Source organism: Streptomyces sp. NPDC086989, assembly GCF_044745505.1.
Lineage (GTDB): Bacteria > Actinomycetota > Actinomycetes > Streptomycetales > Streptomycetaceae > Streptomyces.
Genome location: NZ_JBIVAL010000011.1, coordinates 272,599 through 296,495, shown reverse-complemented (window position 1 = coordinate 296,495; position 23,897 = coordinate 272,599). Strand labels below are relative to the sequence as shown.

At 73.5% G+C, this 23,897-nt stretch carries 23 protein-coding genes and 1 pseudogene; 10 read left to right on the top strand and 14 right to left on the bottom strand.

All coding sequences use genetic code 11. The features are described 5' to 3' along the window. The first annotated feature begins 33 nt into the window (after positions 1-33). Both ACIPK4_RS26805 and ACIPK4_RS26800 read left to right on the top strand, forming a co-directional pair. Complete coding sequence (locus ACIPK4_RS26805) at positions 34-615, top strand: TetR/AcrR family transcriptional regulator (protein WP_402316769.1); 582 nt, start codon at positions 34-36, stop codon at positions 613-615. Between the two features lie 227 nt (positions 616-842). Then, the gene (locus ACIPK4_RS26800; RefSeq protein ID WP_402316766.1) at positions 843-1,406 is read left to right on the top strand and encodes a pyridoxamine 5'-phosphate oxidase family protein; all 564 of its coding nucleotides are present in this window, start codon (positions 843-845) and stop codon (positions 1,404-1,406) included. Between the two features lie 8 nt (positions 1,407-1,414). Here ACIPK4_RS26800 and ACIPK4_RS26795 read toward each other — a convergent pair whose 3' ends face one another. From ACIPK4_RS26795 to ACIPK4_RS26785, 3 genes are all read right to left on the bottom strand, one after another. Then, positions 1,415-2,230, bottom strand: coding sequence for a class I SAM-dependent methyltransferase (locus tag ACIPK4_RS26795; protein ID WP_402316764.1), 816 nt, complete (start codon positions 2,228-2,230; stop codon positions 1,415-1,417). Between the two features lie 87 nt (positions 2,231-2,317). Next, positions 2,318-2,941 carry a histidine phosphatase family protein gene (locus ACIPK4_RS26790; RefSeq protein ID WP_402316761.1) on the bottom strand — a complete coding sequence of 208 codons (624 nt, stop codon included), beginning with the start codon at positions 2,939-2,941 and terminating at the stop codon, positions 2,318-2,320. 218 nt (positions 2,942-3,159) lie between these two features. Next, positions 3,160-5,208, bottom strand: a complete 2,049-nt coding sequence (locus ACIPK4_RS26785) for a calcium-binding protein (RefSeq protein ID WP_402316759.1) — start codon at positions 5,206-5,208, stop codon at positions 3,160-3,162. Positions 5,209-5,551: 343 nt separating this feature from the next. Between ACIPK4_RS26785 and pip the strand changes: the two genes are divergently transcribed. Then, positions 5,552-6,565, top strand: a complete 1,014-nt coding sequence (pip, locus tag ACIPK4_RS26780; RefSeq protein ID WP_402316756.1) for a prolyl aminopeptidase — start codon at positions 5,552-5,554, stop codon at positions 6,563-6,565. A 134-nt stretch (positions 6,566-6,699) separates the two neighbouring features. On the opposite strand, the gene ACIPK4_RS26775 is transcribed toward pip, so the two are convergent. The 3 genes from ACIPK4_RS26775 to ACIPK4_RS26765 are packed head-to-tail and all read right to left on the bottom strand — an operon-like array spanning position 6,700 to position 9,173. Next, positions 6,700-7,071: a MerR family transcriptional regulator gene (locus ACIPK4_RS26775; protein WP_402316892.1), complete on the bottom strand. Its 372-nt coding sequence runs from the start codon at positions 7,069-7,071 to the stop codon at positions 6,700-6,702. Between the two features lie 26 nt (positions 7,072-7,097). Beyond that, the gene (locus ACIPK4_RS26770; protein WP_402316753.1) at positions 7,098-7,892 is read right to left on the bottom strand and encodes an SDR family NAD(P)-dependent oxidoreductase; all 795 of its coding nucleotides are present in this window, start codon (positions 7,890-7,892) and stop codon (positions 7,098-7,100) included. A 27-nt stretch (positions 7,893-7,919) separates the two neighbouring features. Next, positions 7,920-9,173 carry an MFS transporter gene (locus ACIPK4_RS26765; protein ID WP_402316750.1) on the bottom strand — a complete coding sequence of 418 codons (1,254 nt, stop codon included), beginning with the start codon at positions 9,171-9,173 and terminating at the stop codon, positions 7,920-7,922. Positions 9,174-9,333: 160 nt separating this feature from the next. Between ACIPK4_RS26765 and ACIPK4_RS26760 the strand changes: the two genes are divergently transcribed. Continuing rightward, on the top strand, positions 9,334-10,290 hold the full coding sequence (locus ACIPK4_RS26760; protein WP_402316747.1) for a LysR family transcriptional regulator: 957 nt from the start codon (positions 9,334-9,336) through the stop codon (positions 10,288-10,290). Between the two features lie 82 nt (positions 10,291-10,372). Here ACIPK4_RS26760 and fabV read toward each other — a convergent pair whose 3' ends face one another. After that, positions 10,373-11,599, bottom strand: a complete 1,227-nt coding sequence (gene fabV / locus ACIPK4_RS26755; RefSeq protein WP_402316745.1) for an enoyl-[acyl-carrier-protein] reductase FabV — start codon at positions 11,597-11,599, stop codon at positions 10,373-10,375. A 160-nt stretch (positions 11,600-11,759) separates the two neighbouring features. Next, entirely contained in the window at positions 11,760-12,962 is a 1,203-nt protein-coding gene (locus ACIPK4_RS26750) for an MFS transporter (RefSeq protein WP_402316742.1), read from the bottom strand. 100 nt (positions 12,963-13,062) lie between these two features. Between ACIPK4_RS26750 and ACIPK4_RS26745 the strand changes: the two genes are divergently transcribed. Further along, positions 13,063-14,148, top strand: coding sequence for a DUF5937 family protein (locus tag ACIPK4_RS26745; protein ID WP_402316739.1), 1,086 nt, complete (start codon positions 13,063-13,065; stop codon positions 14,146-14,148). A gap of 46 nt (positions 14,149-14,194) precedes the next feature. On the opposite strand, the gene ACIPK4_RS26740 is transcribed toward ACIPK4_RS26745, so the two are convergent. Beyond that, positions 14,195-14,944, bottom strand: a complete 750-nt coding sequence (locus ACIPK4_RS26740; protein WP_402316737.1) for a helix-turn-helix domain-containing protein — start codon at positions 14,942-14,944, stop codon at positions 14,195-14,197. Between the two features lie 250 nt (positions 14,945-15,194). On the opposite strand from ACIPK4_RS26740, the gene ACIPK4_RS26735 reads away from it, so the two are divergent. After that, complete coding sequence (locus ACIPK4_RS26735; RefSeq protein WP_402316734.1) at positions 15,195-15,863, top strand: DUF4097 family beta strand repeat-containing protein; 669 nt, start codon at positions 15,195-15,197, stop codon at positions 15,861-15,863. 130 nt (positions 15,864-15,993) lie between these two features. Here ACIPK4_RS26735 and ACIPK4_RS26730 read toward each other — a convergent pair whose 3' ends face one another. From ACIPK4_RS26730 to ACIPK4_RS26720, 3 genes are all read right to left on the bottom strand, one after another. After that, positions 15,994-17,190, bottom strand: coding sequence for an NAD(P)/FAD-dependent oxidoreductase (locus ACIPK4_RS26730; protein ID WP_402316733.1), 1,197 nt, complete (start codon positions 17,188-17,190; stop codon positions 15,994-15,996). Between the two features lie 91 nt (positions 17,191-17,281). Beyond that, entirely contained in the window at positions 17,282-18,232 is a 951-nt protein-coding gene (locus tag ACIPK4_RS26725; RefSeq protein WP_402316731.1) for an RNA polymerase sigma-70 factor, read from the bottom strand. A gap of 66 nt (positions 18,233-18,298) precedes the next feature. After that, complete coding sequence (locus tag ACIPK4_RS26720; RefSeq protein WP_402316729.1) at positions 18,299-19,462, bottom strand: FAD-dependent monooxygenase; 1,164 nt, start codon at positions 19,460-19,462, stop codon at positions 18,299-18,301. Positions 19,463-19,688: 226 nt separating this feature from the next. Here ACIPK4_RS26720 and ACIPK4_RS26715 point away from each other — a divergent pair, with 226 nt between their 5' ends. Beyond that, positions 19,689-20,666, top strand: coding sequence for a TetR/AcrR family transcriptional regulator C-terminal domain-containing protein (locus ACIPK4_RS26715; RefSeq protein ID WP_402316727.1), 978 nt, complete (start codon positions 19,689-19,691; stop codon positions 20,664-20,666). 40 nt (positions 20,667-20,706) lie between these two features. Here the strand turns inward: ACIPK4_RS26715 and ACIPK4_RS26710 are convergent. Both ACIPK4_RS26710 and ACIPK4_RS26705 read right to left on the bottom strand, forming a co-directional pair. Continuing rightward, positions 20,707-21,108, bottom strand: a pseudogene (locus tag ACIPK4_RS26710) (HD domain-containing protein); the annotation flags it as partial. A 53-nt stretch (positions 21,109-21,161) separates the two neighbouring features. After that, positions 21,162-21,575 carry a DUF1398 domain-containing protein gene (locus tag ACIPK4_RS26705; RefSeq protein WP_402316725.1) on the bottom strand — a complete coding sequence of 138 codons (414 nt, stop codon included), beginning with the start codon at positions 21,573-21,575 and terminating at the stop codon, positions 21,162-21,164. A gap of 115 nt (positions 21,576-21,690) precedes the next feature. Here ACIPK4_RS26705 and ACIPK4_RS26700 point away from each other — a divergent pair, with 115 nt between their 5' ends. The 3 genes from ACIPK4_RS26700 (at position 21,691) to ACIPK4_RS26690 (ending at position 23,886) form a co-directional block, all read left to right on the top strand. Continuing rightward, complete coding sequence (locus ACIPK4_RS26700; protein ID WP_402316723.1) at positions 21,691-22,146, top strand: MarR family winged helix-turn-helix transcriptional regulator; 456 nt, start codon at positions 21,691-21,693, stop codon at positions 22,144-22,146. Positions 22,147-22,219: 73 nt separating this feature from the next. Further along, the gene (locus tag ACIPK4_RS26695; RefSeq protein WP_402316721.1) at positions 22,220-22,843 is read left to right on the top strand and encodes a GNAT family N-acetyltransferase; all 624 of its coding nucleotides are present in this window, start codon (positions 22,220-22,222) and stop codon (positions 22,841-22,843) included. Next, positions 22,840-23,886 carry a S66 peptidase family protein gene (locus ACIPK4_RS26690; RefSeq protein WP_402316719.1) on the top strand — a complete coding sequence of 349 codons (1,047 nt, stop codon included), beginning with the start codon at positions 22,840-22,842 and terminating at the stop codon, positions 23,884-23,886. Before ACIPK4_RS26695 ends, ACIPK4_RS26690 begins: the two co-directional genes overlap by 4 nt. The last annotated feature ends 11 nt before the right edge of the window (positions 23,887-23,897 follow it).

Sequence of the window (23,897 nt, the reverse complement as noted above, 5' to 3'; positions counted from 1 at the left end):
CCCGGACGACCAGTCCAGGGAAGGCGGAAGAGGATGAGTGGCGCTCAGGAGCGGCCGCTGCGGGCCGACGCGGCCCGCAACCGGGCCAAGGTGCTCGACGTCGCCACGGAGGTGTTCACCACCCGCGGCGTCGGCGTGCCGACCGAGCAGATCGCCCGGGCCGCCGGGGTCGGCGTCGGCACGCTCTTCAGGCACTTCCCCACCAAGGAGGCGCTGCTGGAGGCGGTGATGGTGCGCAGGCTCGAAGCGATGGCGGCCATGACCGCACAGCTGGCGGACCGAGCCGATCCGGCCGAACCGGCCGAGGCCCTCTTCGCCTGCTTCCGGCTGGTGGTGGAACAGTCGGCGGGCAAGAACGAGTTCGCCCAGGCGCTCGCCGCGGCCGGTGTGGACGTGCACGCGGCGTTGCGGGAGCCGACCGGGGAGATCCAGGCCAGGCTGGCCGGCCTGCTGTCCCGGGCACAGCGGGGCGGGCAGATCCGCCCGGATCTGGGACTGCCGGAGCTGCTCGCCCTGCTGGTCGGTACGGGCGCGACGCTTGAGCAGCTCGGCGCGGACCCGGCGGCGCGCGAGCGGATCTTCGACGTGGTCTTCGACGGCCTGCGGCCACGCTGACCGGCCCGGGAGGCCTGGCAGGCCTGGGGAGGCCGGTCCAGGAGGCCCGGGCAGGCCTGGAGAGGCCGGCTCCGGGACCCCGGCCCGGGCGGCCCGGGGAGGGGGCCGGCCCGGCACTGCAACGCGAGGCTTCCGAAGACGCGGGCGGCGGCGTACGGGCGAAAGCGGGCCTCCCGCCGGTTTCCGCGCGGGCGTCCCGTCGTTACCGGGGGAGGAAGGAGGTCCCCATGACAGCGCAGGGACCCGCGAAGGAACAACCCACGGCCACCGAGCTCGACGCCCGCTACAGCTCCGCGCTCAATCCGCGCCCGGGGGCCGCGGACGTCAGCGCCACCGACTGGGCCGAGGCGCGACGGCAGTTGGAGACCGCCGAGATCTTCTGGGTGTCCACGGTGCGACCGGACGGCCGGCTGCACGTCACTCCGGTGATCGCCGCCTGGCACGACGGGGCGGTGTACTTCTCGACCGGTGCGGAGGAGCAGAAGGCGAAGAACCTCGCTCACCACGGGCACTGTGCGCTGACCACCGGCGGGAACTCGCTCACCGAAGGGCTCGACCTCGTGGTCGAGGGCACGGCCGAGCAGGTCACCGATCCGGCGGTGCTGGAGCAGGTGATCGCGGCGTACGAGGCGAAGTACACGTCGCACATCACCTCGCCCGAGGGCACCTTCCATGGGATCGGGGACGCGTTCCGGAAGGGGAACGTGGTGGTCTTCGCGGTGACCCCGGCCACGGCCTACGGCTTCGGCCGGGACGACGGCGTGTACACGCACACGCGGTGGACGTTCTGAACGGTCCGTCAGGGGCGGCGGCCCCAGGCGGAGATCATGGGTGAGGTCGTGAGGTCGAGGCGGCCCGACGCGACCGCCGCGAGATGCCGGTCGATCTCCTCGTCCGTGGCGAGGCCCGCCTCGACGAGCCGGTCCCGTACCTGCCTGACCGTCGCCGCCTCCAGGGCGTCGCAGGCCGGTGAGGTGACCGGGAAGTAGGCGTCCGCGCTGACGTCGGCCAGTCCCGCCCCGCGCAGCAGCCGGGGCAGCTTGCGTCCGTAGGCCAGGTCGACGCCGCGGGCGGCCATCAGCGTGCGGAATCCGGTGCGCAGTCTGTTGGCCAGGGCCTGTTCGGGCCCGTACTCGTCCAGGCAGAGCAGCGGCTGTGACGCCGGATCGGCGTCTTCGACCAGCAGCCACCCGCCCGGCCGCAGGGCGCCGGCCATGGCGCGCAGGGCGCGGTCCCGGTCGGGCACGTGGACGAGCACCAGCCGCGCGTGGACGAGGTCGAAGCCGCCGCCCGGGGGCTCGTCCCGGCCCACGTCGTGGCGCAGCACCTCGATGACGTCACCCGCGGCCCGGGAGGCCCAGGAGGTGTCGATGTCGGTCGCCACCACCCGCCCGGTCCGGCCGACGCGGTCGGCCAGCCACGTCACCACCGAGGAGCCGCCCGCACCGACCTCCCAGCACCGCCAGCCCGGGGCGATCCCCAGGGCCTCGACGTGCCGGAAGGTCGTGGGGTCGAAGAGCTCGCCGAGCGCCTCGAACCGGGTGCCCGCCTCGGGCTGTGCGTTGTCGAGGAGGTACCCGCCGTCGTTGCCGGGTTCCGGTGCGGAGCGCGTCATGAGGGGATTCTCCCCCGTCCGCCCGCGCAGCCGCCCGCCCGCCCGTCCGCCCGCGCAGCCGCCCGCGCAGCCGCCGGCCCGGCGTCCTCAGGCCCGGAGCTCCGGCGGGAAGCCGGTCCAGCGGAGGTCTTCGGGGAGGTGGCCCATGTCGTTGTGGAAGAGCACCGCGGCGGGCCGGTCGGGGGCGTAGCGGATGACCGTCAGTGCGGCGTTGCCGTGGTTGAGTCCCAACCAGCGCCAGTTCGGCGCGTCGAGGGCGTCCCGGACGAGCCAGCCGATCAGGAAGTTGTGGGTCACGACCAGCTCGTGGCGCGGTACGTCGCCCTCGACGGGTCCGGTGAACCGGGCCAGCGCCGCCTGCGCCAGGGCCGGACCGCCCTCGCGCTCCTCGGCGGGGAACAGCGCCAGACGGGCCAGCATGGCATCGGCCGAGACCGGGGGCAGTTCCTCCCGCCGGGGCACGTACGGGATGTAGTCCCCGGCCGGCTTCGACTCCTCCAGCGGTACGCCGTCCAGCTGGTCGCAGACCAGGCGCGCCGTCTGCGCCGCGCGGGGCAGGGGACCGTGGTGGACGGCGGCCAGCGGTGTGCCGACGAGCCGCTCGCCGAGCAGGGTGGCCTGGCGGCGCCCGGCGTCCGTCAGCTCGCTCTCGTCGGCCGAAGCCTCGCCGTGCCGTGCGAGGTAGAGGTAACGGGCGGCTGTTGCGGGCATCGGCGGGTCCTCCGTCAGCATTCGTGATCTTGCGGATGCAGGGAGGGACGCCGACGTCGGCCGTGCGGTTTCATGCCGGATGCGCGGGAGCCGTCGCCGTGTGCGCGCTGCGTGCTGCGTGCTGCGTGCTGCGTGCAGTTGGCGACGGCTCCCGGACGCGCGGGCGGCCGTCCGACCGGGGATCGGGATCAGGATCGGGATCTGGATCGGGATCGGGATCAGGGGCAGCTGATGCGGATGTCGCCGGGGTCGGTGGTGCAGGTGTCGGTGCCGGTGCCGCCGTTGGCGGTGTCGTTGCCCGCGACGCCGTCGGTGGTGGTGAGGCGGTCGTTGCCGTAGTAGCCGGTCAGGGTGTCGTTGCCCGGGCCGCCGTTCAGGGTGTCGTCGCCGAAGCCGCCGTCGATGTTGTCGTTGCCCTCGCCGCCGTACACCGTGTCGTTGCCGTAGCCCGCACGGACGGTGTCGTTGCCGCCGAGGGCGCAGATCACGTCGTTGGAGTAGCCGCCGGTCAGCGTGTCCGCGCCGCTGGTGCCGATAATCGTGCAGCCGCGGGCGTTGTTGACCGAGGTGGTCGCCGTGGCCCTGTTGTCGGCGGTCGCCGGGTCCTGCTGGATGGCGGCGACGGTGGCCGTGTCGGTGAGCGTGCCGGTGGCGCGGGGCTCGGCCGTCACCGTGACCGTGGCGCTCGCGCCCGGGGCCAGGGAGCCGAGGGCGCAGTTGGCCCCGGTGGCCGTGGTCGTACAGGTGCCCTGCGAGGGGGTGGCGGAGACGAGGCTCGCGGCTGCGCCGGAGAGCGTGTCCGTCAGGGTGACGCCGGTGGCGGTCGCGGTGGAGGCCGCGGCGTTGGAGACGGTCACCGTGTACGAGGCGCGGTCGCCGATGCTCACGGTGGCCGTACCGGTCTTCGTCACCGCCAGGTCCGCGCTCGGCGGCGGGGGCGGAGGCGCTCCGTCGCCGCCCTGGTAGCGGGCGAGGGCGAAGGCGTAGCCCGCCCCGTAGCCGGCCGCGACGATGTTGCCGTCCGGCTGGACGAGCACGGCGCGCGCCTCGTCGTAGTCCCCGAAGCCGGTGACCGCGAAGCCGTCGCCGCTGAAGCCCGTGTCCACGGTGCCGTTGGGGTTGAAGCGGACCAGGCCGAAGTCGTTGGCCTCGGAGCTGCTGGGGTCGTCGGCCAGGCCGGCGAGGACGATCTTTCCGTTCGGCTGGAGCGCCATGGCGTTCGCGGTGCCGCCGTCGCCGGGGAACCGGACCGAGGTGCGCCCGTTGCCGGTGCCGAATCCGGTGTCGGGGGTTCCGTTCGCGTTGTAGCGCAGGAGGGCGATGGCGGCGCCGCCGTCGCCCGCCGCGACGATCTTGCCGTCTGGCTGGACCGCCACGGCGTTGCCGAACTCGGTGCCGCCGAAGTCCGCGGTCACCATGCCGTCGCCGCTGAAGGTCGTGTCCAGGCTGCCGTCGGCGTTGTACCGGGCCACTCCGATGTCGAACGCGGTGTTGCCCACGTACCCGACGGAGACGATCTTCCCGTCCGGCTGGAGGGCCATGCCGCGGACCGTGCCGCCGGCGTCCTGGGGCGAGGCGGGCGTGAATCCCGCGACCACCGCGCCGTCGCCGCCGAGGGTGGGGTCCAGGTGTCCGCCGCTGTCGAGGCGGACCAGGGCGAAGCCGCCGCCGGCGCCCTTGCCCGCGGCGATGATCTTGCCGTCGGGCTGCACCGCCACGTCCGCGCCGTCTGCGGAGCCGCCGAACTCGTCGACCCGTACCAGGCCGCCGTTGCCGAAGCCGGTGTCCAGGCTGCCGTCGGTGTTGTAGCGGGCCACCGAGAAGAAGCAGCAGCCGCCGCCCTCCTCCGCGACGACCTGGGTGGTGCCCACCACGACGATCTTCCCGTCCGAGGGCTGGATCGCCACCGCGTTCGCTGAGTCGGCGCCGCCGAAGTCACTGGTCACCGTACCGGCGGCGCCGAAGGACGGGTCGAGGCTGCCGTTGGTGCCGTACCGGGCGAGCGCGAAGCCGCCCTCGCTGAGGCCCGCCACGACCAGCTTGCCGTCGGCCTGCCGTGCGATGTCGTGGCCCTCGGCGTGGCCGGGGAAGGAGGTGGTGACGCGGCCGCCGGTGCCGAAGGCCGGATCCGGATCGCCCGGCGCGGCCGACGCCGCTCCGGACAGCGCGAGTACGAGCGCGAGCGTCATGCCGAGCACGGCCGCCGCCGCGGCCGTCCTGCCCGGCCGGCGCCGCCGTACCGCCGGTGTCAGATGTGCGTGGGTCATGGGCGTGCGGACCTCCGGCCTGGCGGGGTGGTGCGGGGAGCAGCGCACAGCTTCGTACGGGACCCGGCCCGCGCCCGGGGGCCGTGCCGTACGCCGGCCGCGAAAGCCCGGGGAACCACCCCGGCGGAGGAGCGCACGTGCCCCGCGTCCGTCCGCGGGGACACGGAGAACGCGGCGCTCCGGGCCGTGAGGGCGGGGTTGAACATGCCCAAGGACCGCGCGCGGCAAGGCCCGTGCCATGGCCACCACCGACGGATCCCGGAACGTGAGTGTGCGCTCGGCCACGTGCCCGGCCGGACGGGTGGCGGCAGGTGTGCCGGTGGGCGCGGGCAGGATGGGCTGCATGACTGCAGCCACCGCGGACGGGAACCCGTCAGGAAATGGAAGGGCGTTGCCCTCGTGCGGGCTCTTCCCGCCGATCGAGCCGTACGAGACGGGAATGCTCGATGTCGGCGACGGCAACCTCGTGTACTGGGAGGTCTGCGGGAATCCCGGCGGCAAGCCGGCGCTCGTCGTCCACGGCGGCCCGGGTTCGGGGTGCAGCGCCGCGGCGCGCCGGTACTTCGACCCGGACCGGTACCGCGTCGTCCTGTTCGACCAGCGCGGCTGCGGACGCAGCCTCCCGCACGCGAGCGACCCGCTGACCGACATGCGGCACAACACCACCCGGCACCTGATCTCCGACATGGAACGGCTGCGCGAGCACCTGGGGATCGACCGCTGGCTGCTGTACGGCGGCTCGTGGGGTTCCACGCTGATCCTGGCCTATGCCGAGACGCACGCCGAGCGGGTGTCGGAGATCGTCATCTCCGGTGTCACCACCACCCGGCGTTCCGAGATCGACTGGCTCTACCGGGGCGCGGGCCGGTTCTTCCCCGAGCAATGGGAGCGCTTCCTGGCGGGAGCCCCCGGCACACCGCGGGACGGGGACGTCGTCGCGGCGTACGCGCGCCTCATGGAGCACCCGGACGCCGCGGTACGGGAGAAGGCAACGGCCGACTGGTGCGCCTGGGAGGACGCGGTCCTTTCCGGGGAGACGAACGGCGCCCACCACCCGTACGGCGACCGTCCGCCGGCCGCGCAGCTGGCCCTCGTGCGCATCTGCTCCCGCTACTTCTCCCACGGCGCCTGGCTGGAGGAGGGCGCGCTGCTGCGCGACGCCGACCGTCTGGCCGGCATCCCCGGCGTACTGGTCCACGGCAGGCTCGACCTGGCGGGGCCGCTCGACACCGCCTGGGAACTGGCCCGTGCCTGGCCGGACGCTGAGCTGACCGTCGTGGCCGACGCGGGCCACCTGGGCAACGCCGCGACGCGCACCCATGTCCTGGGAGCCCTCGACCGGTTCGCCCGGGCATGACCGGACGGTTCGGAGGCACCGTGCCCGCGTGCGAGGGTTCCTCCGGATGCCGAGGCCGGTGGGGCCGCCCCCGGTGGCGTTCGCGTCGGGGGCCTTCGTCGAGCGCTCGGGTCGTTCGGGTCGTGGGTCCGCGGTCAGGGCGCGGGGTGGGCGTGGTTGCCGGTCTGTACCCGGAGGGCGGTGGCCAGGCGGTCACGCGCTTCGGTCTGGGCGGCGATCCGGTCGTCGAGGACCGCCAGCCGTTCCAGCGCGACCCGCAGGCCCTTCTCCGAGGGCGGTGCGGCCGCCACGTCGCCGTCCAGGCACGGCAGGAACACGTGCACGTCGTCCAGGGTGAGCCCGGCGGCCAGCAGGTGACGGATGTTGCGAACCCGCACCACGGCCCGCTCGTCGTAGATGCGGTAGCCGTTGGCGGCCCGCTCCGAGGAGATCAGCCCCGCCTGTTCGTAGTGCCGCAGCGCACGAGCGGTCGTCCCCGTCTCCGTGGCCAGCTCACCGATCCGCACCCGTTCCACCTCCCCCGCCACTCCTATCACGCCACCACCGCTCCCCCGTCGACGGGGAGGACCACGCCGGTGACGAACGACGCGTCCGGCGCGGCGAGCCGGGTGATCGCCCACGCCACCTCTTCGGGGCGGCCGATCCGGGCCAGCGGGGTGTGCTCCAGCTGCCACTGGCGGACCGCGGCCCTGCGCTGCGGCGTCAGGCCCTGGTGCTCGCCGATGGGGGTGTCGATCGCGCCGGGGGCGACGGCCACCACCCGGATCCCCCGGGGTGCCAGCTCGACCGCCCAGCTCCGGGTCAGCAGTTCCACGGCGGTCTTGGTCGCCGCGTAGACCGAGTTGCCGGGCCACCCCCGCTGCCCAACCGACGTACTGACGTTGACGATCACCCCGCTCGATGTCTCCAGCAACGGCAGTGCCGCCTGGGCCAGCAGGACGGGGGCGATGAGGTTGGTGGCGAGCTGAGCACTGATCATGTCCGGCGTCAGCGTGCCGAGGGCGCCGCTGCGCACGATGCCGGCGTTGTTGACCAGCACGTCCAGTCGGCCGTGCCGCTCCACCACCGCGCGGACGATCCGCTCGGGCTCGCCCTCCGCGGTGATGTCGGCGGGCAGCGGTGTGATCCGGTCGTGCCCGGCCGCGGTCTTCGCGAGCGGTTCGCTCCTGCGTCCGGTCGCGATCACGTGGGCGCCCTCGGCGGCGAAGGCGTGGGCGGTGGCCCGGCCGATGCCGCTGCCCGCTCCGGTGACCACGACGACCCTGCCGCTCGTGCTGTGCGTGCTGTGCGTGCTGCTCGTGCTGCTCGTGCTGTTCATGCCGGTCATCGTGCAACCCTGCCGCCAGCGGCAAGGTCAACGGTCAGCCCTCAGCTGGGTCGACGCGCGGCCCGGGAGCAGCAGCGGGGTCGCCAGTACGAGGACTCCGGCCAGGCCGATCGCCGTGCGGGGGCCGAGCAGGGCGGCCAGTACGCCCCAGACGGCGGTGAGGAGTGCGGTCGAGGCCTTGGTCGTCACCGCCCAGGCGGACAGGGTGCGGGCGACCCGGTCGGCCGGGGTGCACCGGAGGCGGTAGGTGGCGTGGACGGGGTTGAAGACGCCGCAGCAGAAGACGAGTCCGAGTTCGATGCCGATGACGAGGAGCAGCCCCGCGGTGCCCGGGCCCGGGAAGGCCAGGCCGACGGGCCAGACCGCGCGCAGGGAACCGGCCACGGCCAGGACCCGGTGCTGCCCGAACCGGGTGGCGAGCGGCCGGGCCAGCCGGGAGCCGAGCAGCCCGGCGACCGAGGGCGCGGCGAAGGCGAGGCCGTACTGCCACGGCGTGAACCCGAGCCGGCCGAGCATCAGGACGGCCAGCAGCGGCTGTGTCGCCATCACCAGGCCGTTGAACAGGACGGTGTTGAGGAACAGCGGGCGCAGCGTCGCGTCGGCCAGGATGTGGCGCCAGCCGTGCAGCAGGTCCCCGGCCCGCATGCGCGGCGGCTCCCGGCGCTCGGGGCGCTCGGGGTGCTCGGGGTGCTCGGGGTGCGGTTCGTGCCCGCCCATCGCGCGGATGCCCAGGGCCGAGAGCAGGTGGCTGACCGCGTCGGCCGCCACCGTCGCGACGGGGCCGAGCAGCCCGATCGCCGCGCCGCCCAGCGGCGGTCCGAGGATCGTGGTCGTCCAGGCCGTGGACTCGAACCGGGCGTTCGCGACGAGCAGGTCCTCGGCCGGCAGCAGCGTCTTCAGGTACGCGCCGGAGGCGGCGCGGAAGGTGATGTCGGCGGCCGCGACGACGACCGAGACCAGCAGGAGCTGGAGGAAGGTGAGCACGCCGAGTGCGTACGCGGCGGGGATCGTCAGCAGCGCGGCGCACCGCACCAGGTCCATCGAGATCAGCACCGGCCGTTTGCGGCGGAACTCCACCCACGGGCCGAGCGGCACCGCCACGGCCGCACCGACCGCAGCGCCCACGGAGGACAGCGCGGCGACCTCGGCCGGTCCGGCGTGCAGCACCCGGAGGGCGATCAGCGGGAACGCGCCGAAGGCGAGCCACGTGCCGAGCGCGCTGGTTCCGTACGCTCCCCAGAGCCACCCGAACCGTCGCCCCAGCCGGTGTCCGCCCCGCATACCCGATACCGCCCCTCTCCCCTCGCCGCGGGCCTGGCGCCGCCGTTCACCCGTACAACCGATCCGCGATCGGATCCATCAAAGCGAGCGCCGGGCCCTGCGATCAAACAACCGCGGGCCTCCGACCCACAACCAAAGGTTGTGCACATAGGGTGGGGGCATGGATCTCGACGCCGTCCGGACCTTCGTCGCCGCCGCTGAAGCGGGGCAGTTCCAGGAGGCCGCCGCGGAGCTGGCCGTCACCCAGCAGGCCGTCTCCAAGCGCATCGCCGCGCTGGAGCGCAGCCTCGGTGTGCGGCTGTTCCTCCGTACCGCGCGCGGCGCCGAACTCACCATCGACGGGCAGGCGTTCCTGCCCCACGCGCGCGAACTGCTGCGCGTCGCGGAGCGCGCGGTGGCGTCCGTGCGGACCGGCAGCCGGCCGCTGCGCGTCGACGTGATCAACCTGCGGGGTGCGGCGTCGGGCCTGCTGCGGGGGTTCCACCGCGCGTACCCGGGGATCGAACTCGACGTGGTGACGCTGTTCGACATCGAGACGGCCGTCGCCGCGGTCCGCTCCGGGGCGATCGACGCCTCCTTCCGCGCCGTCGCAGCACCGGGCCGGCCCCTGCCCGAGGACATCGAGTCCGTCCGGGTGGCCGACGAGCCGCTCCAGCTCCTGACCGGCCCCGACCACGCGCTGGCGGGCGCGCGGTCGGTGGCCCTCGCCCGGCTCGCCGGACACCGGATCTGGATGCCCGGCATCGTCCCCGGCACCGAGTGGGCGGCCTACTACGACGACCTCGTCGCGGAGTTCGGCCTCACCATCGAGGCGACCGGTCCCAACTTCGGTTCCGACGCGCTCCTCGACACCATCGCCGACACCCCGGCCCTGGCCACCTTCATGGGTGAGCACACGCGCCTCGTGTGGCCCACCGGCCACGGCCTGCGCCGCATCCCGGTGACCGACCCGACGCCGGTCTACCCGCACTCGCTGCTGTGGCACCGGGACAACCCCCACCCGGCGCTGGGCACCCTGCGCGCGCACCTCGCCGCCACGACGGCCGGGCCCGGCGGCGAGCCCGACACCGCTGCCGCCGCCGGGACGTGGGTGCCGGGCTGGGTGCTGCCGCGGTGACCGGCGCCGCGACGGGCGGATGTCAGGGGGTGTGGCCGGGGGCGTGGCCGGGGGTGTGTCAGGGGGCGTGGCCGAGGGTGTGTCAGGGGGTGTGGCCGGGCCAGGGAACGTCGGTGTCGACGGGGGCGGCGTAGTCGATGCCGGGTACGGAGAAGCCGTAGAGGCGTCGGACCTCGGAGCGGAACCAGTCGAGGTCGGCCAGGTCGGCGATGGTCCGCGTGGTGGCGCTCTCCCAGCGTTCGGCGACGGCGGCCTGGACCTCGTCGGCCAGTTCAAACGTGTCCAGGCGGACACGGCCCTCGTCGTCCAGGGCGAGCGGGGCGGCGCCGGTGAGCTGGTCCCACAGGTCGGCGAGCTGGTGGACCGGCGGGACGAGGCCGTCACCGAGGACGCCGCGCAGCAGGCCGGTGTACAGGGCGATGCCGGGGATCGCGGTGGAGGACTGGGTGACGGCGGCGCCGTTGACGGAGGTCACGGCCCGCCCGCCCACCGTCTTGGCGAGCCGCTCGTCGAGGGTGCGGGCGGCGGCTTCCAGATGTGCCTTGGCGGCGCCGATGGTGCCCTGCCGGTAGATCGCCGCCGTCAGCGGCGAGCCGATGTACGAGAGCGCGGCGGTGGAGAACCCGTCGGCGAGCAGGCCGCGTCCGGCGAGGTGGTCGATCCAGCGCTCCCAGTCCGCGCCACCCATCACGGCGACGGTCTGCTCCACGTCGTCGCCCTCGGCCGGCCCGGTCTCGACCTCGCGGACCTCGGGCACGCCCTCGTCGTCGAAGACGAGGGTCTTGGTGCGGTGGGCACCGCCGATCGGCTTGAGGACGGAGGCGTACGTGGAGCCGGTGTCGGGGTCGGTGCGGCGGGGCGCGGCCACCGAGTAGACGAGGTGGTCCAGCCGGCCGCCGAAGCGCTGCTCGATGAGGTCGGCGACCTGGCCCTTCATCGCGTCGGAGAACGCGTCGCCGTTGAGGAGGACCAGGTCCCGTCCGGCGGCGCGGGCGATGTCGGCGGTGGCGGCGGTGCGGTACCAGCCGGCGGTCGCGGTCCGGCGTACGGTGGGCGCCTTCTCGAAGCACACGCCGATGCCGCGGATGCCGGCGCGCTTGAGTCCGGCGAGCGTGGCCGCGAGGCCGTACCCGGCGGAGGAACCGATGACCAGCGCGACCGGCCCGTCGCCCAGCGGCCCGCCGGCGGGGGCGGGGGCGGGGTCGGGGCAGGCCTGCCACATGTCGGCGACCAGCTGCGCGCACCCGGCCGGGTGGGAGTCGAGGAAGAGGAACCCTCGGTTCCGAGGGGTGAGAACGCGCTCGTTCACGATGGCAGTCCTTGGGTCGGCCGGAACGGGACCGCGGCGACCGACCGGCCGACGCGCCCTGCCAGTCTGCGACGGCCCGCACGCGGGCAGTGACCCGCGCAGGAACAAGGTTCACGAGTCGATCTTGGAGTGTTCCACCACTTGCGACCCCGCGATCGGTTCAGTGGGCGACCGCCGCGGCCGAGAGGAGGGTGGCCGTGGCGAGGGTGGTCCACAGGGCGGTGGGGCCGTGGGGGGCCAGGGTGGTGATGGCTGCCGGGGAGACGGCCAGGCCGAGGCCCGTGGAGAGTTCGAAGCGGGCCAGGGTGCGGCCCAGGGCGCCGGCCGGGGCGAGGTGGGTGGCCAGGGCGGTGGCGCTGCCGGCGTAGACGATCTCGCCGAGGGTGCAGACCACGGACACCGCGGCCACCGCCGGGGCGGCCCAGCCGTGTCCCAGTGAGGTGGCCCCGAGGAAACCGACGTAGGACGCGGTGAGGACGAGGCCGGCGAGGGCCATCACGGTGCGCCGGGGGAAACGGGACAGCACGGCGGTCACCGGGACCTGAAGGGTGACCACCAGCACCGTGTTGGCCACGAAGACGGCGGCCGACCACATCGGGGACGCGTGCAGCTGCGTCACCAGGACCAGCGGGAGCGCGATCTCGGGGACGTTGAGGCAGAAGGCATAGACGACGTTGGCGGCCAGCAGTGCGCGCATCCGGGTCCGGGGTGCCGGCCCGTCGCCGGTGTCCTCGGCCCGGACCGCATCCGCGCGGAGGCGGACCGACCAGGCCAGGGCCGCCGCGGCGAGGTAGGCGAGGCCGGTGACCGCCGCCAGGGCCCGCAGGGCGGTGGTGCCGCCCGCCAGGCACGCCGTGGCCACCAGGGCGCCCACCCCCAGCGCCGCGTTGCGCAGGGCGCGGCCCGCCGCGAGGGCGGCGTCGCGCTCCCGGCCGTGGGTGACCGTCGCCACCAGGACGGCGTGGGCGGCCGGCCAGGCCTGGTTGCCGATGCCGAGGAACAGCGCCGCGGCAGCGAACGGCTGGACGTGTCCCGCCGGGGTGGCCAGCAGCAGTGCCACGCCCAGCACCCGTACGAGCATCGACGCCGCCACGACGGTGCTGCGTGCGCCCCGGTCCAGCCATCGGCCCACCGCGGGCATGCACACCAGGCCCGCGATGATGCCGGCCGTCATGGCGGTGCCGGTGGCCGGCGCCGAGAGGTCCAGTACGGTCACTCCGTACAGCAGCAGGAACGGGCGCAGCAGGCCGGTGCCGAGCGCGTCCACGGCCAGCGCGACGGCGTAGCGGGGGCCTCCGGATGCGCGGACGAGGGCGCCGGGCCGGAGCACGGCCGTCCCGGTGCGTTGTGCGGTGAGTGGCATGGCGTCAACGGTGCGTTCGGGCAGCGGGGTTCGCCGCGTCGGTTGACGGAGTCCGTCAACCGACGTCGTCGCCAGCCGTCCGGTCGGTGATGATGGGCCGGTGACGTTGAGGATCGACATCAGCGGCCTGCCGTCCGAGCGCCTGCGGTTCGCCGCCTCCCCGCTGGCCGAACTGGCCGCGATGCTGCACGTCCTGGCCGAACCCGGCCACCATCCGCAGCTCGCCGGCTGGGCCGCGGACGTCTGGGCCGGGTTGCCGCCGGGGCTCGCCGACCGGTTGCGGGAGGCGGAGTTCCTCTGGCGTTCCTCGCGGGCCGACTTCCTGGTCCCGGCCCGGCCCCGGCCGACCCTCGCCGAGGAGCTGGACGACGTGGACCGCATCGACGACGAGACGTACGTGACCGCCGCGCTCGTCACCACCTGCGGCAGCAGCCGCGTCCACTTCGCCGCGCCGTCGCCGCTGACCGACCCGACCGCGCGCGAGCGGGCCCTGGACCTGGCACAGGCCCGCGGCGCCGTCCAGGGCGCCTTCGCGGAACGGCTGCTCACCGACCCGGCCGCGGTCCGGGCGCGGGTGCGCGACACCCTCGAACAGTGTGCCGGGGCCTTCTTCGACGCTGCCTGGGAGCGCGTCGCCGTACAGCTCGCCACCGACCTGCGCGTCAAGAACGACCTGCTCAAACGTCACGGCATCGGGCCGGCCCTCGCCTCGGTCTCCGGTGCGGTCACCCTGGCACCGGACGGCGACCACATCGTCGTGGACAAACTGCAGGACAAGTCGACCGCCGCCCACGGCGCCGGGGTCACCTTCGTCCCCAGTGTCTTCGGCAGCCCGCACCTGGTCGTGGTCCACGCCTCCGGATGGCAGCCGGTGGTGCAGTACCCGGTGGCCGAGCCGAGTCCGTCGGAGCCGGTCTCGCTGGAAACGATCACGCTGCGGCTGGAGGCGCTGGCCCATCCGGTGCGGCTGCGGCTGCTGCGTACGCTGGCCCGCGGCCCGCACACCAACGGCGAGTTGGCCCACGCCTGGGAGCTGTCGTCCCCGGAGGTGTCCCGCCACCTCGCCGTCCTGCGCCGGGCGGGTCTGCTCACGGGGCGGCGGCACGGCCGCTACGTCCGCTACACCCTCGACGTGCCGGGGCTGACGGCGCTGGGCTCCGACCTGCTGGCCGCAGTACTGCGCTGAGCCGCCGACCGCCAGCCGTGAGCCGTCAGCCGTCAGCTGTCAGCCGTCAGCCGCCGGCCGTAAGCCGTCGGCCGTCCGTCTGTTCCGGGTCGTTCGTGTGGAGGATGTCGCGGGCCTGCTCCGCGGCTCGCACCATGCTCTCTCCGACGAAGTCGACGAAGCGCGCGATGTTTTCGAGGCGGACGGCCGCCGGGCTCTCGCGGCCGAGGAGGCTCACGCCCTGCCGGGCGGTCTCGGCGACCTGGGTGTTGGCCCGGGCGGCGGCCATCATCGACTGGTACCAGACGTCGTCGTCGACGAGGTAGCGCTCGCGGCGGCGTTCGTCGCGTTCCCGGCGCACGAGTCCCTGGCTTTCGAGGAACGTGACGGCCTTGGAGACGGACGCCGGGCTGACCTGGAGGCGCCGGACGAGTTCGGACGCGGTCACGCTTCCCTCGTCGGTGGTGAACAGGCAGGTCAGCACCCGGGCCATCATCTTGGGCAGGCCCTGCTGCATCAGGATGGCGGTGAACGTCTCCTCGTACTCGCGGACGGCATCGGGGTCGCGCCCGTAGGCCTGCGCGGGCGCCTGCGGTTCCCGGGGCGCGGCCTGCCTGCGCTGGTGGGCGCGGCGTTCGGTGGCGCGGTGGGCGAGGTCGGCGCGGTAGGCGGTGGGGCCGCCGTTGCGCAGCACCTCGCGCGTGATCGTCGAGGTGGGGCGGTCGAGGCGTCTGGCGATCTCCGCGTAGGCGAGTCCGTCGGCCATGCCCAGCGCGATCTGCTGGCGTTCCTGCTGGGTGAGCCTGCCTCCCGGCATCGCGGTCTCCTTCGTGCTCCTTGCGGTCCCTCTTGCCCTCTTGCGCCGCAGCATAGCGTTCGCCTGCATTCCATTGCAACGAACCCTTGGCTGGTGTTGCATTAGCTTTAGAGCTGTTGCAACGATATACGCGCCATGACCTGCGAATACAGGGCTGGCCTACAACGAATCCATTGCCCATTTCATGAACGCAACGTAGCTTTTCCATCATCAGAAACGAAGAGCGAAGAGCTCGACCAAGGAGAACACCATGCAGCAGTTCCACACCCCCGCCGCCATCTCCGCCGTCCTCGACATCCCCGCGGGGCTCGTCCGGATCGTCGCCGCCGACCGCGCCGACACCACGGTCCGGGTCCTGCCGGCGAACGCCTCGAAGAGCCGCGACGTGAAGGCGGCCGAGCAGACCACGGTCGCGTACGCCGACGGGGTCCTGCGGATCGCGGCCCCGGCCGCGGACAACCAGTACTTCGGCCCCTCCGGCTCCGTGGAGTTGACGGTCCAGCTGCCCGCCGGATCCCGCGTCGAGGCGAAGACCGCCGACGGCGGGTTCCGCAGCGTCGGCCGGCTCGGCGACGTCACCTTCGACGGCGCGCAGGGCGCGGTCGAGATCGAGGAGGCAGCGAGCGCCCGCGTCACCACGCAGGCCGGCGACGTCTCGGTCGGCCACCTCGACGGCTCCGCGGAGATCACCACCGCCAAGGGCGACATCCGGATCACCGAGGCCGCCGGCGGCACCGTCGTGCTGCGCACCCAGGCCGGCGACATCTCGGTCGGCGCCGCCGCCGGAGTCTCCGCCGCCCTGGACGCGGGCACCGACTACGGCCGGATCCACAACTCCCTCAGGAACGCCGAGGGCACCGCCGCCCTGAACGTCCGGGCGACCACCGCCCACGGCGACATCACCGCCCGCAGCCTCTGAGCGTGACGAGGTCACACCGCGGTGGATCAACGGCGGCGCGGGCGATACCGGACCGCCCGGCCCCGATCGGCATCGGGCCGCAGACGCTCGCGCAGCTTCCCCGCTGAGCGCGCGGCTCGTGGGCGTGCCGTCACCGGGTGGCGGCGTACCGGGGCAGTGCCGCGCGGGTGGACGGGGCGATGCGGCGGCGGCGGACGGGCAGGAGCATCGTCGGGTGGGTGACGCTCCACACCGTGCCCGCGCAGATGAACTCCTTGATCCGGGCGCAGGCCCGGCCGGTGATGACGGTGGACGTCATCCGGTCCTCGGGGGTCACGCGCTGGAGGATTCCGTCGCGGCGTCCGAGGCTGATGCACTGGGCGGCGTAGCCGATCGGCTTCTCGGGCACCTTGCGGCCGGTCAGCCGCGCGGCCAGGGCGTCCGCGGCCTGCCACGCCATGGGGCTGGCCGTGGCGCAGGCCATCCGCAGCGGCTCACCGCCGACGCCTTCGGCGTACGCGGCGTCGCCGACGGCGTACACGTCGGGGTGGGAGACCGAGCGCATGGTGGCGTCGACGACGATCCGCCCGGTGTCCGAGACCTCCAGCGTGGTGGCGGCCGCGACCGGGTGCACGGTGAATCCCGTGCTCCACACGGTGACCTGGGCCGGGATCTCCTCGCCGGCAGCGGTCACGACGCGGTCGGCTCCGACCTGTGCGATCGCGGCCCCTTCGTGGACCGTGACGCCGAGCCGGTCGAGGACGACGCGCAGGTGGCGCTGCGCCTTGTCGCTGAGCCAGCCGCCCACGCCCTCGCGGGCGGCGATGGCGACGTCGAGGTCCGGGCGCGCCTCGGCGATCTCGGTGACCGCCTCGATGCCGGTCAGGCCGCCGCCGACCACCAGCACGGTCCCGCCGGGCTCCAGCTCGGCGAGGCGCGCCCGCAGCCGCAGCGCGCCCTCCTTCCCGGCGAGGTGGTGGGCGTACTCGGCCACGCCGGGGACGCCGTGCTCCGCGTGGGTGCTTCCCAGGGCGTAGACGAGGGTGTCGTAGGCCAGGGTCTCGGGGCCTGCGTCACCGGTGAGGTCGACGGTCCTGTCGTCGGCGTCGACGGCGGTGACCCGTGCGGTCCGGACCTGCACGCCGCTGCCCTCGTACAGGTCGCGGAGCGGGCGGCGCGGCAGGTCCTGGCCGCTCGCGAGCTGGTGCAGACGTACGCGCTCGACGAAGTCGGGATCGCCGTTGACCAAGGTGATCTCGACGTCGTCGCGGTGCAGCCTCCGGGCGAGGCGACCGGCGGTGATGGCTCCGGCGTAACCGGCTCCCAGGACGACGATGCGGTGCTTCATGGCTGGCTCCTATCCGGTGGGACTCACCTCCTGAACCGGACAGCCGCACGATCCCTGACAGAACCGCCGCGTGACGTGCGTCACACCGGGGTCACCAGATCTCCGCGAGCGGGCGACGGGGCCCGGCGGCCGCCCACCGGCGCGTGATGCGTTCCAGCTTGTCCGGGTTGACCTGGATCCGGACCGCCTCGACGCCGTCGGGCGTCGCGGCGACGCAGATGACGCCGAGGACCTGCTCGCCGGACTCCAGCAGCAGGGCGGGGGCGCCGTTGACGTCAACGGCATGGACCGCGACGCTCCCCCCGACGTACGCGCGCTTCACGGCGTTGGGCCGGAACAGGCCCCGCAGGTAACGCGCGATGCCGAGCGCACCGATGACCGGGGTCCTGCGGGCCCGGACCTTGGCACCGCCGTCGGCCACGCTGACCGCGTCGTCGGTGAGCAGCCGGATCAGCGGCTCGGTGTCACCGCTAAGGGCCGCGGCGAGGAACTCCTCGACGACCTTGCGGGCGGCGGCCGCATCGACCTCGGTACGGGCCCGCTCGGCGGTGAGGTGCTGCTTCGCGCGGCGGTGGATCTGCTGGCAGTTCGACTCGGTGAGGTCGAGGATCTCCGCGATCTCCCGGTGCCCGTACCCGAACGCCTCGCGCAGTACGTACACGGCGCGCTCGTTGGGCGACAGCCGCTCCATGAGGGTGAGCACCGCGAGGGAGACCGACTCGCGCTGTTCGGCGGTTTCGGCCGGCCCGAGCATCCGGTCGCCGGCCAGGACCGGCTCGGGGAGCCACTGGCCCACGTACGTCTCCCGCCTGGCCCGGGCCGAGGTGAGCTGGTTGAGGCAGATGTTGGTGAGCACCTTCGTCAGCCACGCCCGGGGCGTCTCTATCCGCTCCCGGTCGGCCGCGTGCCACCGCAGGAACGTGTCCTGCACGGCGTCCTCCGCGTCGCCGGCCGACCCCAGCAGCCGGTAGGCGATCGCCTCCAGGCGGCCCCTGGAGTCCTCGAACAGATCGGCTTCGGTCGCATGCGGAGGGAGCGGCATCCGAACATGATCTGCCACAGGCCCGGGACCCGTCCACCCGCCCCGGTGCTCTGCGGGGCCAGGAGCTCAACTGTCCAGGGAGAGGGCGTTCTTGGCGCGCTCTACGGACTCCCCGGAGGCGGGGCCGCCGGGATTCTCCGTGGCCAGGGCCTGGTTGAGGGCGACGAAGGGGCGCATCCGGCGCTCGTAGTCGGCGTAGGCGGTGGCGTAGGCGGTGGCGTGGTCGACGCCGCGTTCGCCGCCGTGGTCGGCGCCGTGGCCGCCGCCGCGGGCCCGGCCGAGGCAGTCGGCCAGGACGTACGCGCCGACGAGGGCGAGACTGGTGCCCTGCCCGGACAGCGGGGAGGGGCAGTAGCCGGCGTCGCCGAGCAGGGTCACCCTGCCGCGCGACCAGCTGTCCATGCGGACCTGGGCCATGGCGTCGCAGTAGAAGTCGGGGGCCTCCCCGGCGGCCCGGGCGAGGCGGGGGCCGTTCCAGCGCAGAGCCGTGAGCTTCTCCACGACGAGCCGGCGCAATACGTCGGCGGAGTCGGGGGTACGGGCGAGCGGTCCTGCGGACTCGAAGCCGAAGGCGATCCGCAGTTCGGTGTTCTCACGGACGGGCATGATGCCGAAGCCGGTGTCACCGTCGCGCAGCCACAGCTGCCAGTCGTCGAGGCCGAGGAAGTTGTCCGCGCTGAAGACGGACAGGTGGCTGCCCAGATGGTGGGTGAACCGCTCCTCGGGCCCGAAGACCAGGCGCCGTACGGTGGAGTGGAGCCCGTCGGCCCCGACCACGAGGTCGAAGGTGCGCGGCGCCGCGTGCGTGAAGTCGACGCGGACCCCGCTCCCGTGTTCGGCGAGCGCGGTGATGCTGTCGCCGAAGAGGTACTCGACGTCCGCGCGGGTGTGGTCGTGGACCATCCGTACGAGGTCCTCGCGCAGCAGCTCGATGTCGTCGCTGTCGAGGCGGCCGCTGCTGAAGGTGGCCTCGGTGGAGCGCTCGACCTCCTCGCCGTCGGGGGCGAGGACCGACATGCCGCGCATGTGGGTGCGTACGCTCCTGGCCTGCTCCAGCAGACCCGTCCGCTCGACGACGTCGAGCGCGACGCCGCGGATGTCCACGGCCTGGCCGCCGGCGCGGGGGCCGGGGGCCCGTTCGACGACGGTCGGCTCGAAGCCGTGCCGGCGCAGCCAGTGGGCGAGGACGGGGCCGGCGATTCCGCCGCCGGAGATGAGAACGGTCTGCATGGGAGGGCTCCTTCGGTGTCCGTGCCGTGCGCTGTACGCGCCGTACGTGCTGTACGCGCTGTACGTGCTGTACGCGCCGTACGTGCTGTGTACGCGAGTGAACGTACGGCGTACGCGCAGCCCCTACAACTGGCTGAATTGGCCCTCTGACCTAGGACAGTTGAGCTCCGTCGACCCTTTTGGCTGCTAGCCTCTGTGCTAGTACAGAGGAGGAGGGGGAAAGAACGTGACGCATCCCACAGGGGCGCAGGACGAGCCGCCCTACCTGCGGATCGTCGGTGAGATCCGGCGCCGCATCACGGCTGGCGAACTCGCCCCCGGCGACCGGGTCCCGTCGACCCGTCAGGTCGCCAGGGAGTGGGACGTCGCGTCGGCCACCGCCGCCAAGGCCCTGACCGCCCTGCGCGTGGAGGGACTGGTCGAGGCGCGGCCGCGCACCGGCACGGTCGTGGCCGCACGTCCTGCGGCGACGCCACCCCCGCACCGCCGGCCGTCACCGGCACCGGCACACGAAGGCGACCTGACCCTCGACCGGATCGTCCGCGCCGCCATCGACATCGCCGACGCGGAAGGGCTCTCGGCGCTCTCCATGCGCGGTGTTGCGGCCCGGCTCGGTGTCGCGGCCATGTCGCCGTACCGGTACGTCCCCAGCAAGGACGACCTCGTCCTGCTCATGGCCGACGCCGCCTTCGGCGAGGAGTCCTACCCCGCGGATCCGGCCGACGCCCCCGGCCCGGAGGACTGGCGTTCCCGCGTCGAGCTGGGCGGCCGGACCCTGTGGGCCCTGTACCGCCGGCACCCCTGGCTGGCCCAGCTCGGCTCCCTGACCCGCCCGCTGCTCGTGCCGAACCTCATGGTCCACGGCGAATGGGTGCTGACCGCACTGGACGGTCACGGCCTGGATCCCACCACGCTGTTCGACGTCCACGTCCTGCTGTACAGCCACGTGCAGGGGCTGGCGGTGCACCTGGAGTGGGAGGCCCACGCCGAGGCCACCACGGGCCAGTCGGAGGACGAGTGGATGGCCCACCGCGCCCCGGCCCTCCGGAAACTGGTCGACTCCGGCCGCTTCCCGGCCTTCACCAAGGCGGTGGGCGCCTTCGAGAACGGCTACGACCTGCGCCTGGACGCCCTCTTCGAACTGGGCCTCAAGGCCCTCCTGGACGGCCTGACCCCCCTCATCGAAGGCCGCCCCCAGGACTAGCCCTCCCCCGCCCTCGAACCAGCCCGGAACACGCCGTCCGTCAGCCGTCGATCGGGAAGGCCGCCTGAAACGCCAGGCGTTCGTCGGCCCCGGCACCGAGGTCGGAGAGGACCTCGTCGAGCGCGAGGAACTCCTCCCAAGCCGCCCTGCCCGTGGCTTCGGCCAGCCGGGCCACCACGAGATCCTCCAGGTCGGGAACCCGCTTGTTCTTCCAGACCTTGTCGGCGAGGCTCACCAGGAGGTCCTCGAAGTCAGCACCCGGATCCGCCCACGAGGCGTGCGTCGCCGCGAAACGGGCCAGCTCGGGACCGGCCCCACGGTCGAGCAGAATCGTCCGCCCCGCCTCCTCGTGCGCCGCGCCGGGCCCGGAGAGCTCCGAGATGTGCAGCGTCTTTCCCACGTCGTGCGTGGCCGCCCCGAAGAGCACCGCCTCACGGTCGAGAGTGCTGGTCATCACCGCGTCAGGGTACTGACCAAGTCGCCCGCCCGTCGGCGTCAGAGATCGACGGGCGGGTACGTCTCGGTGTAGCTGTCGCCGTCCGCGCCGTGGTACGTGCAGGTGCGGGCCCTCAGGTCGACGTCGTACCAGACGACGCCCGCCTCCCAGCAGCCCCTGACGAACTCGGGGAACGTGCTCTCGCCCGCCTGGTCCGTGCGGAGCGCCGCGATGAGTGCCTCGCGGTCGAACGGGGGGACGTCGACCGGCCCCAGAGCCAGCGGCTCGCCCTGAACGGCCACCGGGCCGGCGTCGGTGAGGTACAGCATCGCGTTCGACGGCACGGCCATGCGGCAGCGGCTGACCCCTGCCCGGCGGAGCGTTTCGGCGAGGTACGGGAATCCGCCGACCGCGGGACGGATGGCCGCCGCGCGTTCGAGGGCGGCCTGCAGGTTGGCGATCGCGGTGCTCATGGTCTCCTCCGGGTGTTCGTAGGGGGGTGGGGTGGGCTCGGACCGGCATCACGGGTAGAATGACAACAGATTTCCAAATAGACATCATGTTGTCAAGCTTGGGTGGGGTGGTCACATGGCCGACGAGATGGCGCTCCTGGTCGCGGACGTGTTCGAGGCCGCGGGCCTCCTGCGCAGGTCGGGCGAGGGGCTCGCCGCCGCCGAGGGGCAGACGCAGGCCCGCTGGCAGCTGCTGAGCGTGGTCTCGGACCGGCCGCTGACCGTGCCCCAGGCCGCCCGCCGTCTCGGCATCGCCCGCCAGGGCGTACAGCGCGTCGCGAACGACCTCGTACGGGAGGACCTGGCCGCCTTCCACCCCAACCCCGACCACAAGGGCTCGCCGCTCCTGGGCCTCACCCCCCATGGGCACGCGACGCTGCAGAGGATCACGGCCCGCGCCACCGAGGCCCACCGCGGCATGACCGCCGGCATTGCGCCGGAGGAGATCGCGGCCGCCCGCGACGTACTGCGACGGCTCGTCGCACAGGTACGCCGTCACCAGGACCCCGACCAGGCCGGGCAGATCCCGTGACGCCGAGCGTCCGCTCGGGCCCGGACGCGAAAGGCAGTTGCGGGGAGCGGGGGGAGCTGTTCGGATCGGGGGCATGGACGACCACCTGGAAACCGACCGCATGGCGCTGCGCCGCTTCACCGGGGCGGACGTCGACGACCTGGCTGCCCTGCACGGTCACCCCGAGGTCATGCGGTACATCGACGACGGCCGCCCCGTTCCCCGGGCCGTGGTCGCGCGGCAGACCCTGCCGTCCCTTCTGCGCGAGTACGGGGAACTCCCCGGCGGACACGGCTGCTTCGCCGCGGTGGACAAGGGCTCGGGGGCGTTCCTCGGCTGGTTCTCCCTCCGTCCGGCGAGCAGCGCCGGACTCGACGGCGGGACGGAGCTGGGCTACCGGCTGCTGCCTTCGGCCTGGGGCCGCGGGTACGCGAGCGAAGGCGCGCGGGCGCTCGTGGCCCGTGCCTTCACCGAGCTGGGGGCCGAGCGGGTCGTGGCCACCACGATGACCGTCAACGCCGCGTCCCGCAGGGTGATGGAGAAGGCGGGCCTCTCGCTGGTCCGTACGTTCTTCGAGGAGTGGCCCGAGTACATCGAGGGCGCCGAGCACGGCGACGTGGAGTACGCGCTCACGCGCGAAGCCTGGAACTCCGGGGGGCGGTTTTACGGGGACCCGGACCGGGACCGGGACGCGGCCGGGGGCGGGAGCAGGCGGTGACCGCTCCCGCGTACCCTCCCAAGCCCGTGCCCGGCGACCGCATCGCGGTCGTCTCGCCCTCGTCCGGCCTGCCGGGCCTCTTCCCGCTCCCGTACGAGCTGGGGCTCCGGCGGCTGCGCGAGGAGTTCGGCCTCGAACCGGTGGAGTACCCGGCCACGCGCACCATGGGCTCCACCCCCCGGCAGCGCGCCGATGACATCCACGCCGCTTTCGCCGATCCGACCGTCAAGGCGGTGATGGCCTCCATCGGCGGCGATGACCAGATCACCGTGCTCCCGCTGCTGGACCGCGAGCTGATCCGCGCCAACCCCAAGCCGTTCTTCGGCTCCAGCGACAACACCAATCTGCTGCTCTTCCTGCACAACCTCGGCATCGTCGGCTACCACGGCGCCTGTGTGATGACCGAGATCGGCCGCCCGTACGCACTGCACCCGCTGACCGCCGACTCGGTGCGCGCGGCTCTGTTCACGTCCGGCCCGTACGAGCTCCGCCCGGCCCGGCGCTACCGCGACTGCGACCGCGACTGGGCCGACCCGGCCACCTTCACCGCGGAACCCGACGCACAGCCCGGCGAGGGCTGGACCTGGCACCGGCCCGACCGGCTCGTCGAGGGCCGCGCCTGGGGCGGCAACCTGGAGATCCTGTCGTGGCTGCTGATGGCCGACCGCGAGATCGAACGCGACCCCGCCGCGTACGAGGGCCGCGTGCTGTTCCTGGAGACGTCGGAGGAGATGCCGAGTGCGGAGGAAGTGTTCCGGATCCTGCGCAACATGGGCGAACGCGGCCTGCTGGAGCGCTTCCCGGCCCTGTTGATGGGGCGCGCCAAGGCGTGGTCGTTCCGGCAGCCGAACGACAGCGCCGGCAAGCGGCGTCATGCCGCCGAGCAGCGCGAGGCCGTGCTGCGTGCGCTGGCGGCGTACGCTCCGCGCACCATGGCGGTGTTCGACGTCGACCTCGGGCACACCGATCCGCAGCTGGTGATCCCGTACGGCGGCCGGGTCGGCGTGGACGGCCCGGCGCGACGGATCACGGTGACGTACTGACGCCCGCCGCA

What these genes read in the sequence shown, in the direction of transcription:
- ACIPK4_RS26805 (WP_402316769.1), top strand. Translation starts at nt 34, where the DNA reads ATGAGTGGCGCTCAGGAGCGGCCGCTGCGGGCCGACGCGGCCCGCAAC.
- ACIPK4_RS26725 (WP_402316731.1), bottom strand. Translation starts at nt 18,232, where the DNA reads ATGCCGCTCCCTCCGCATGCGACCGAAGCCGATCTGTTCGAGGACTCC.
- ACIPK4_RS26740 (WP_402316737.1), bottom strand. Translation starts at nt 14,944, where the DNA reads ATGCCGGGAGGCAGGCTCACCCAGCAGGAACGCCAGCAGATCGCGCTG.
- ACIPK4_RS26765 (WP_402316750.1), bottom strand. Translation starts at nt 9,173, where the DNA reads ATGCGGGGCGGACACCGGCTGGGGCGACGGTTCGGGTGGCTCTGGGGA.
- ACIPK4_RS26800 (WP_402316766.1), top strand. Translation starts at nt 843, where the DNA reads ATGACAGCGCAGGGACCCGCGAAGGAACAACCCACGGCCACCGAGCTC.
- ACIPK4_RS26705 (WP_402316725.1), bottom strand. Translation starts at nt 21,575, where the DNA reads ATGAGCACCGCGATCGCCAACCTGCAGGCCGCCCTCGAACGCGCGGCG.
- ACIPK4_RS26795 (WP_402316764.1), bottom strand. Translation starts at nt 2,230, where the DNA reads ATGACGCGCTCCGCACCGGAACCCGGCAACGACGGCGGGTACCTCCTC.
- ACIPK4_RS26720 (WP_402316729.1), bottom strand. Translation starts at nt 19,462, where the DNA reads ATGCAGACCGTTCTCATCTCCGGCGGCGGAATCGCCGGCCCCGTCCTC.
- ACIPK4_RS26695 (WP_402316721.1), top strand. Translation starts at nt 22,220, where the DNA reads ATGGACGACCACCTGGAAACCGACCGCATGGCGCTGCGCCGCTTCACC.
- ACIPK4_RS26730 (WP_402316733.1), bottom strand. Translation starts at nt 17,190, where the DNA reads ATGAAGCACCGCATCGTCGTCCTGGGAGCCGGTTACGCCGGAGCCATC.
- ACIPK4_RS26750 (WP_402316742.1), bottom strand. Translation starts at nt 12,962, where the DNA reads ATGCCACTCACCGCACAACGCACCGGGACGGCCGTGCTCCGGCCCGGC.
- ACIPK4_RS26770 (WP_402316753.1), bottom strand. Translation starts at nt 7,892, where the DNA reads ATGACCGGCATGAACAGCACGAGCAGCACGAGCAGCACGCACAGCACG.
- ACIPK4_RS26700 (WP_402316723.1), top strand. Translation starts at nt 21,691, where the DNA reads ATGGCCGACGAGATGGCGCTCCTGGTCGCGGACGTGTTCGAGGCCGCG.
- pip (WP_402316756.1), top strand. Translation starts at nt 5,552, where the DNA reads ATGACTGCAGCCACCGCGGACGGGAACCCGTCAGGAAATGGAAGGGCG.
- ACIPK4_RS26760 (WP_402316747.1), top strand. Translation starts at nt 9,334, where the DNA reads ATGGATCTCGACGCCGTCCGGACCTTCGTCGCCGCCGCTGAAGCGGGG.
- ACIPK4_RS26785 (WP_402316759.1), bottom strand. Translation starts at nt 5,208, where the DNA reads ATGACCCACGCACATCTGACACCGGCGGTACGGCGGCGCCGGCCGGGC.
- ACIPK4_RS26735 (WP_402316734.1), top strand. Translation starts at nt 15,195, where the DNA reads ATGCAGCAGTTCCACACCCCCGCCGCCATCTCCGCCGTCCTCGACATC.
- ACIPK4_RS26790 (WP_402316761.1), bottom strand. Translation starts at nt 2,941, where the DNA reads ATGCCCGCAACAGCCGCCCGTTACCTCTACCTCGCACGGCACGGCGAG.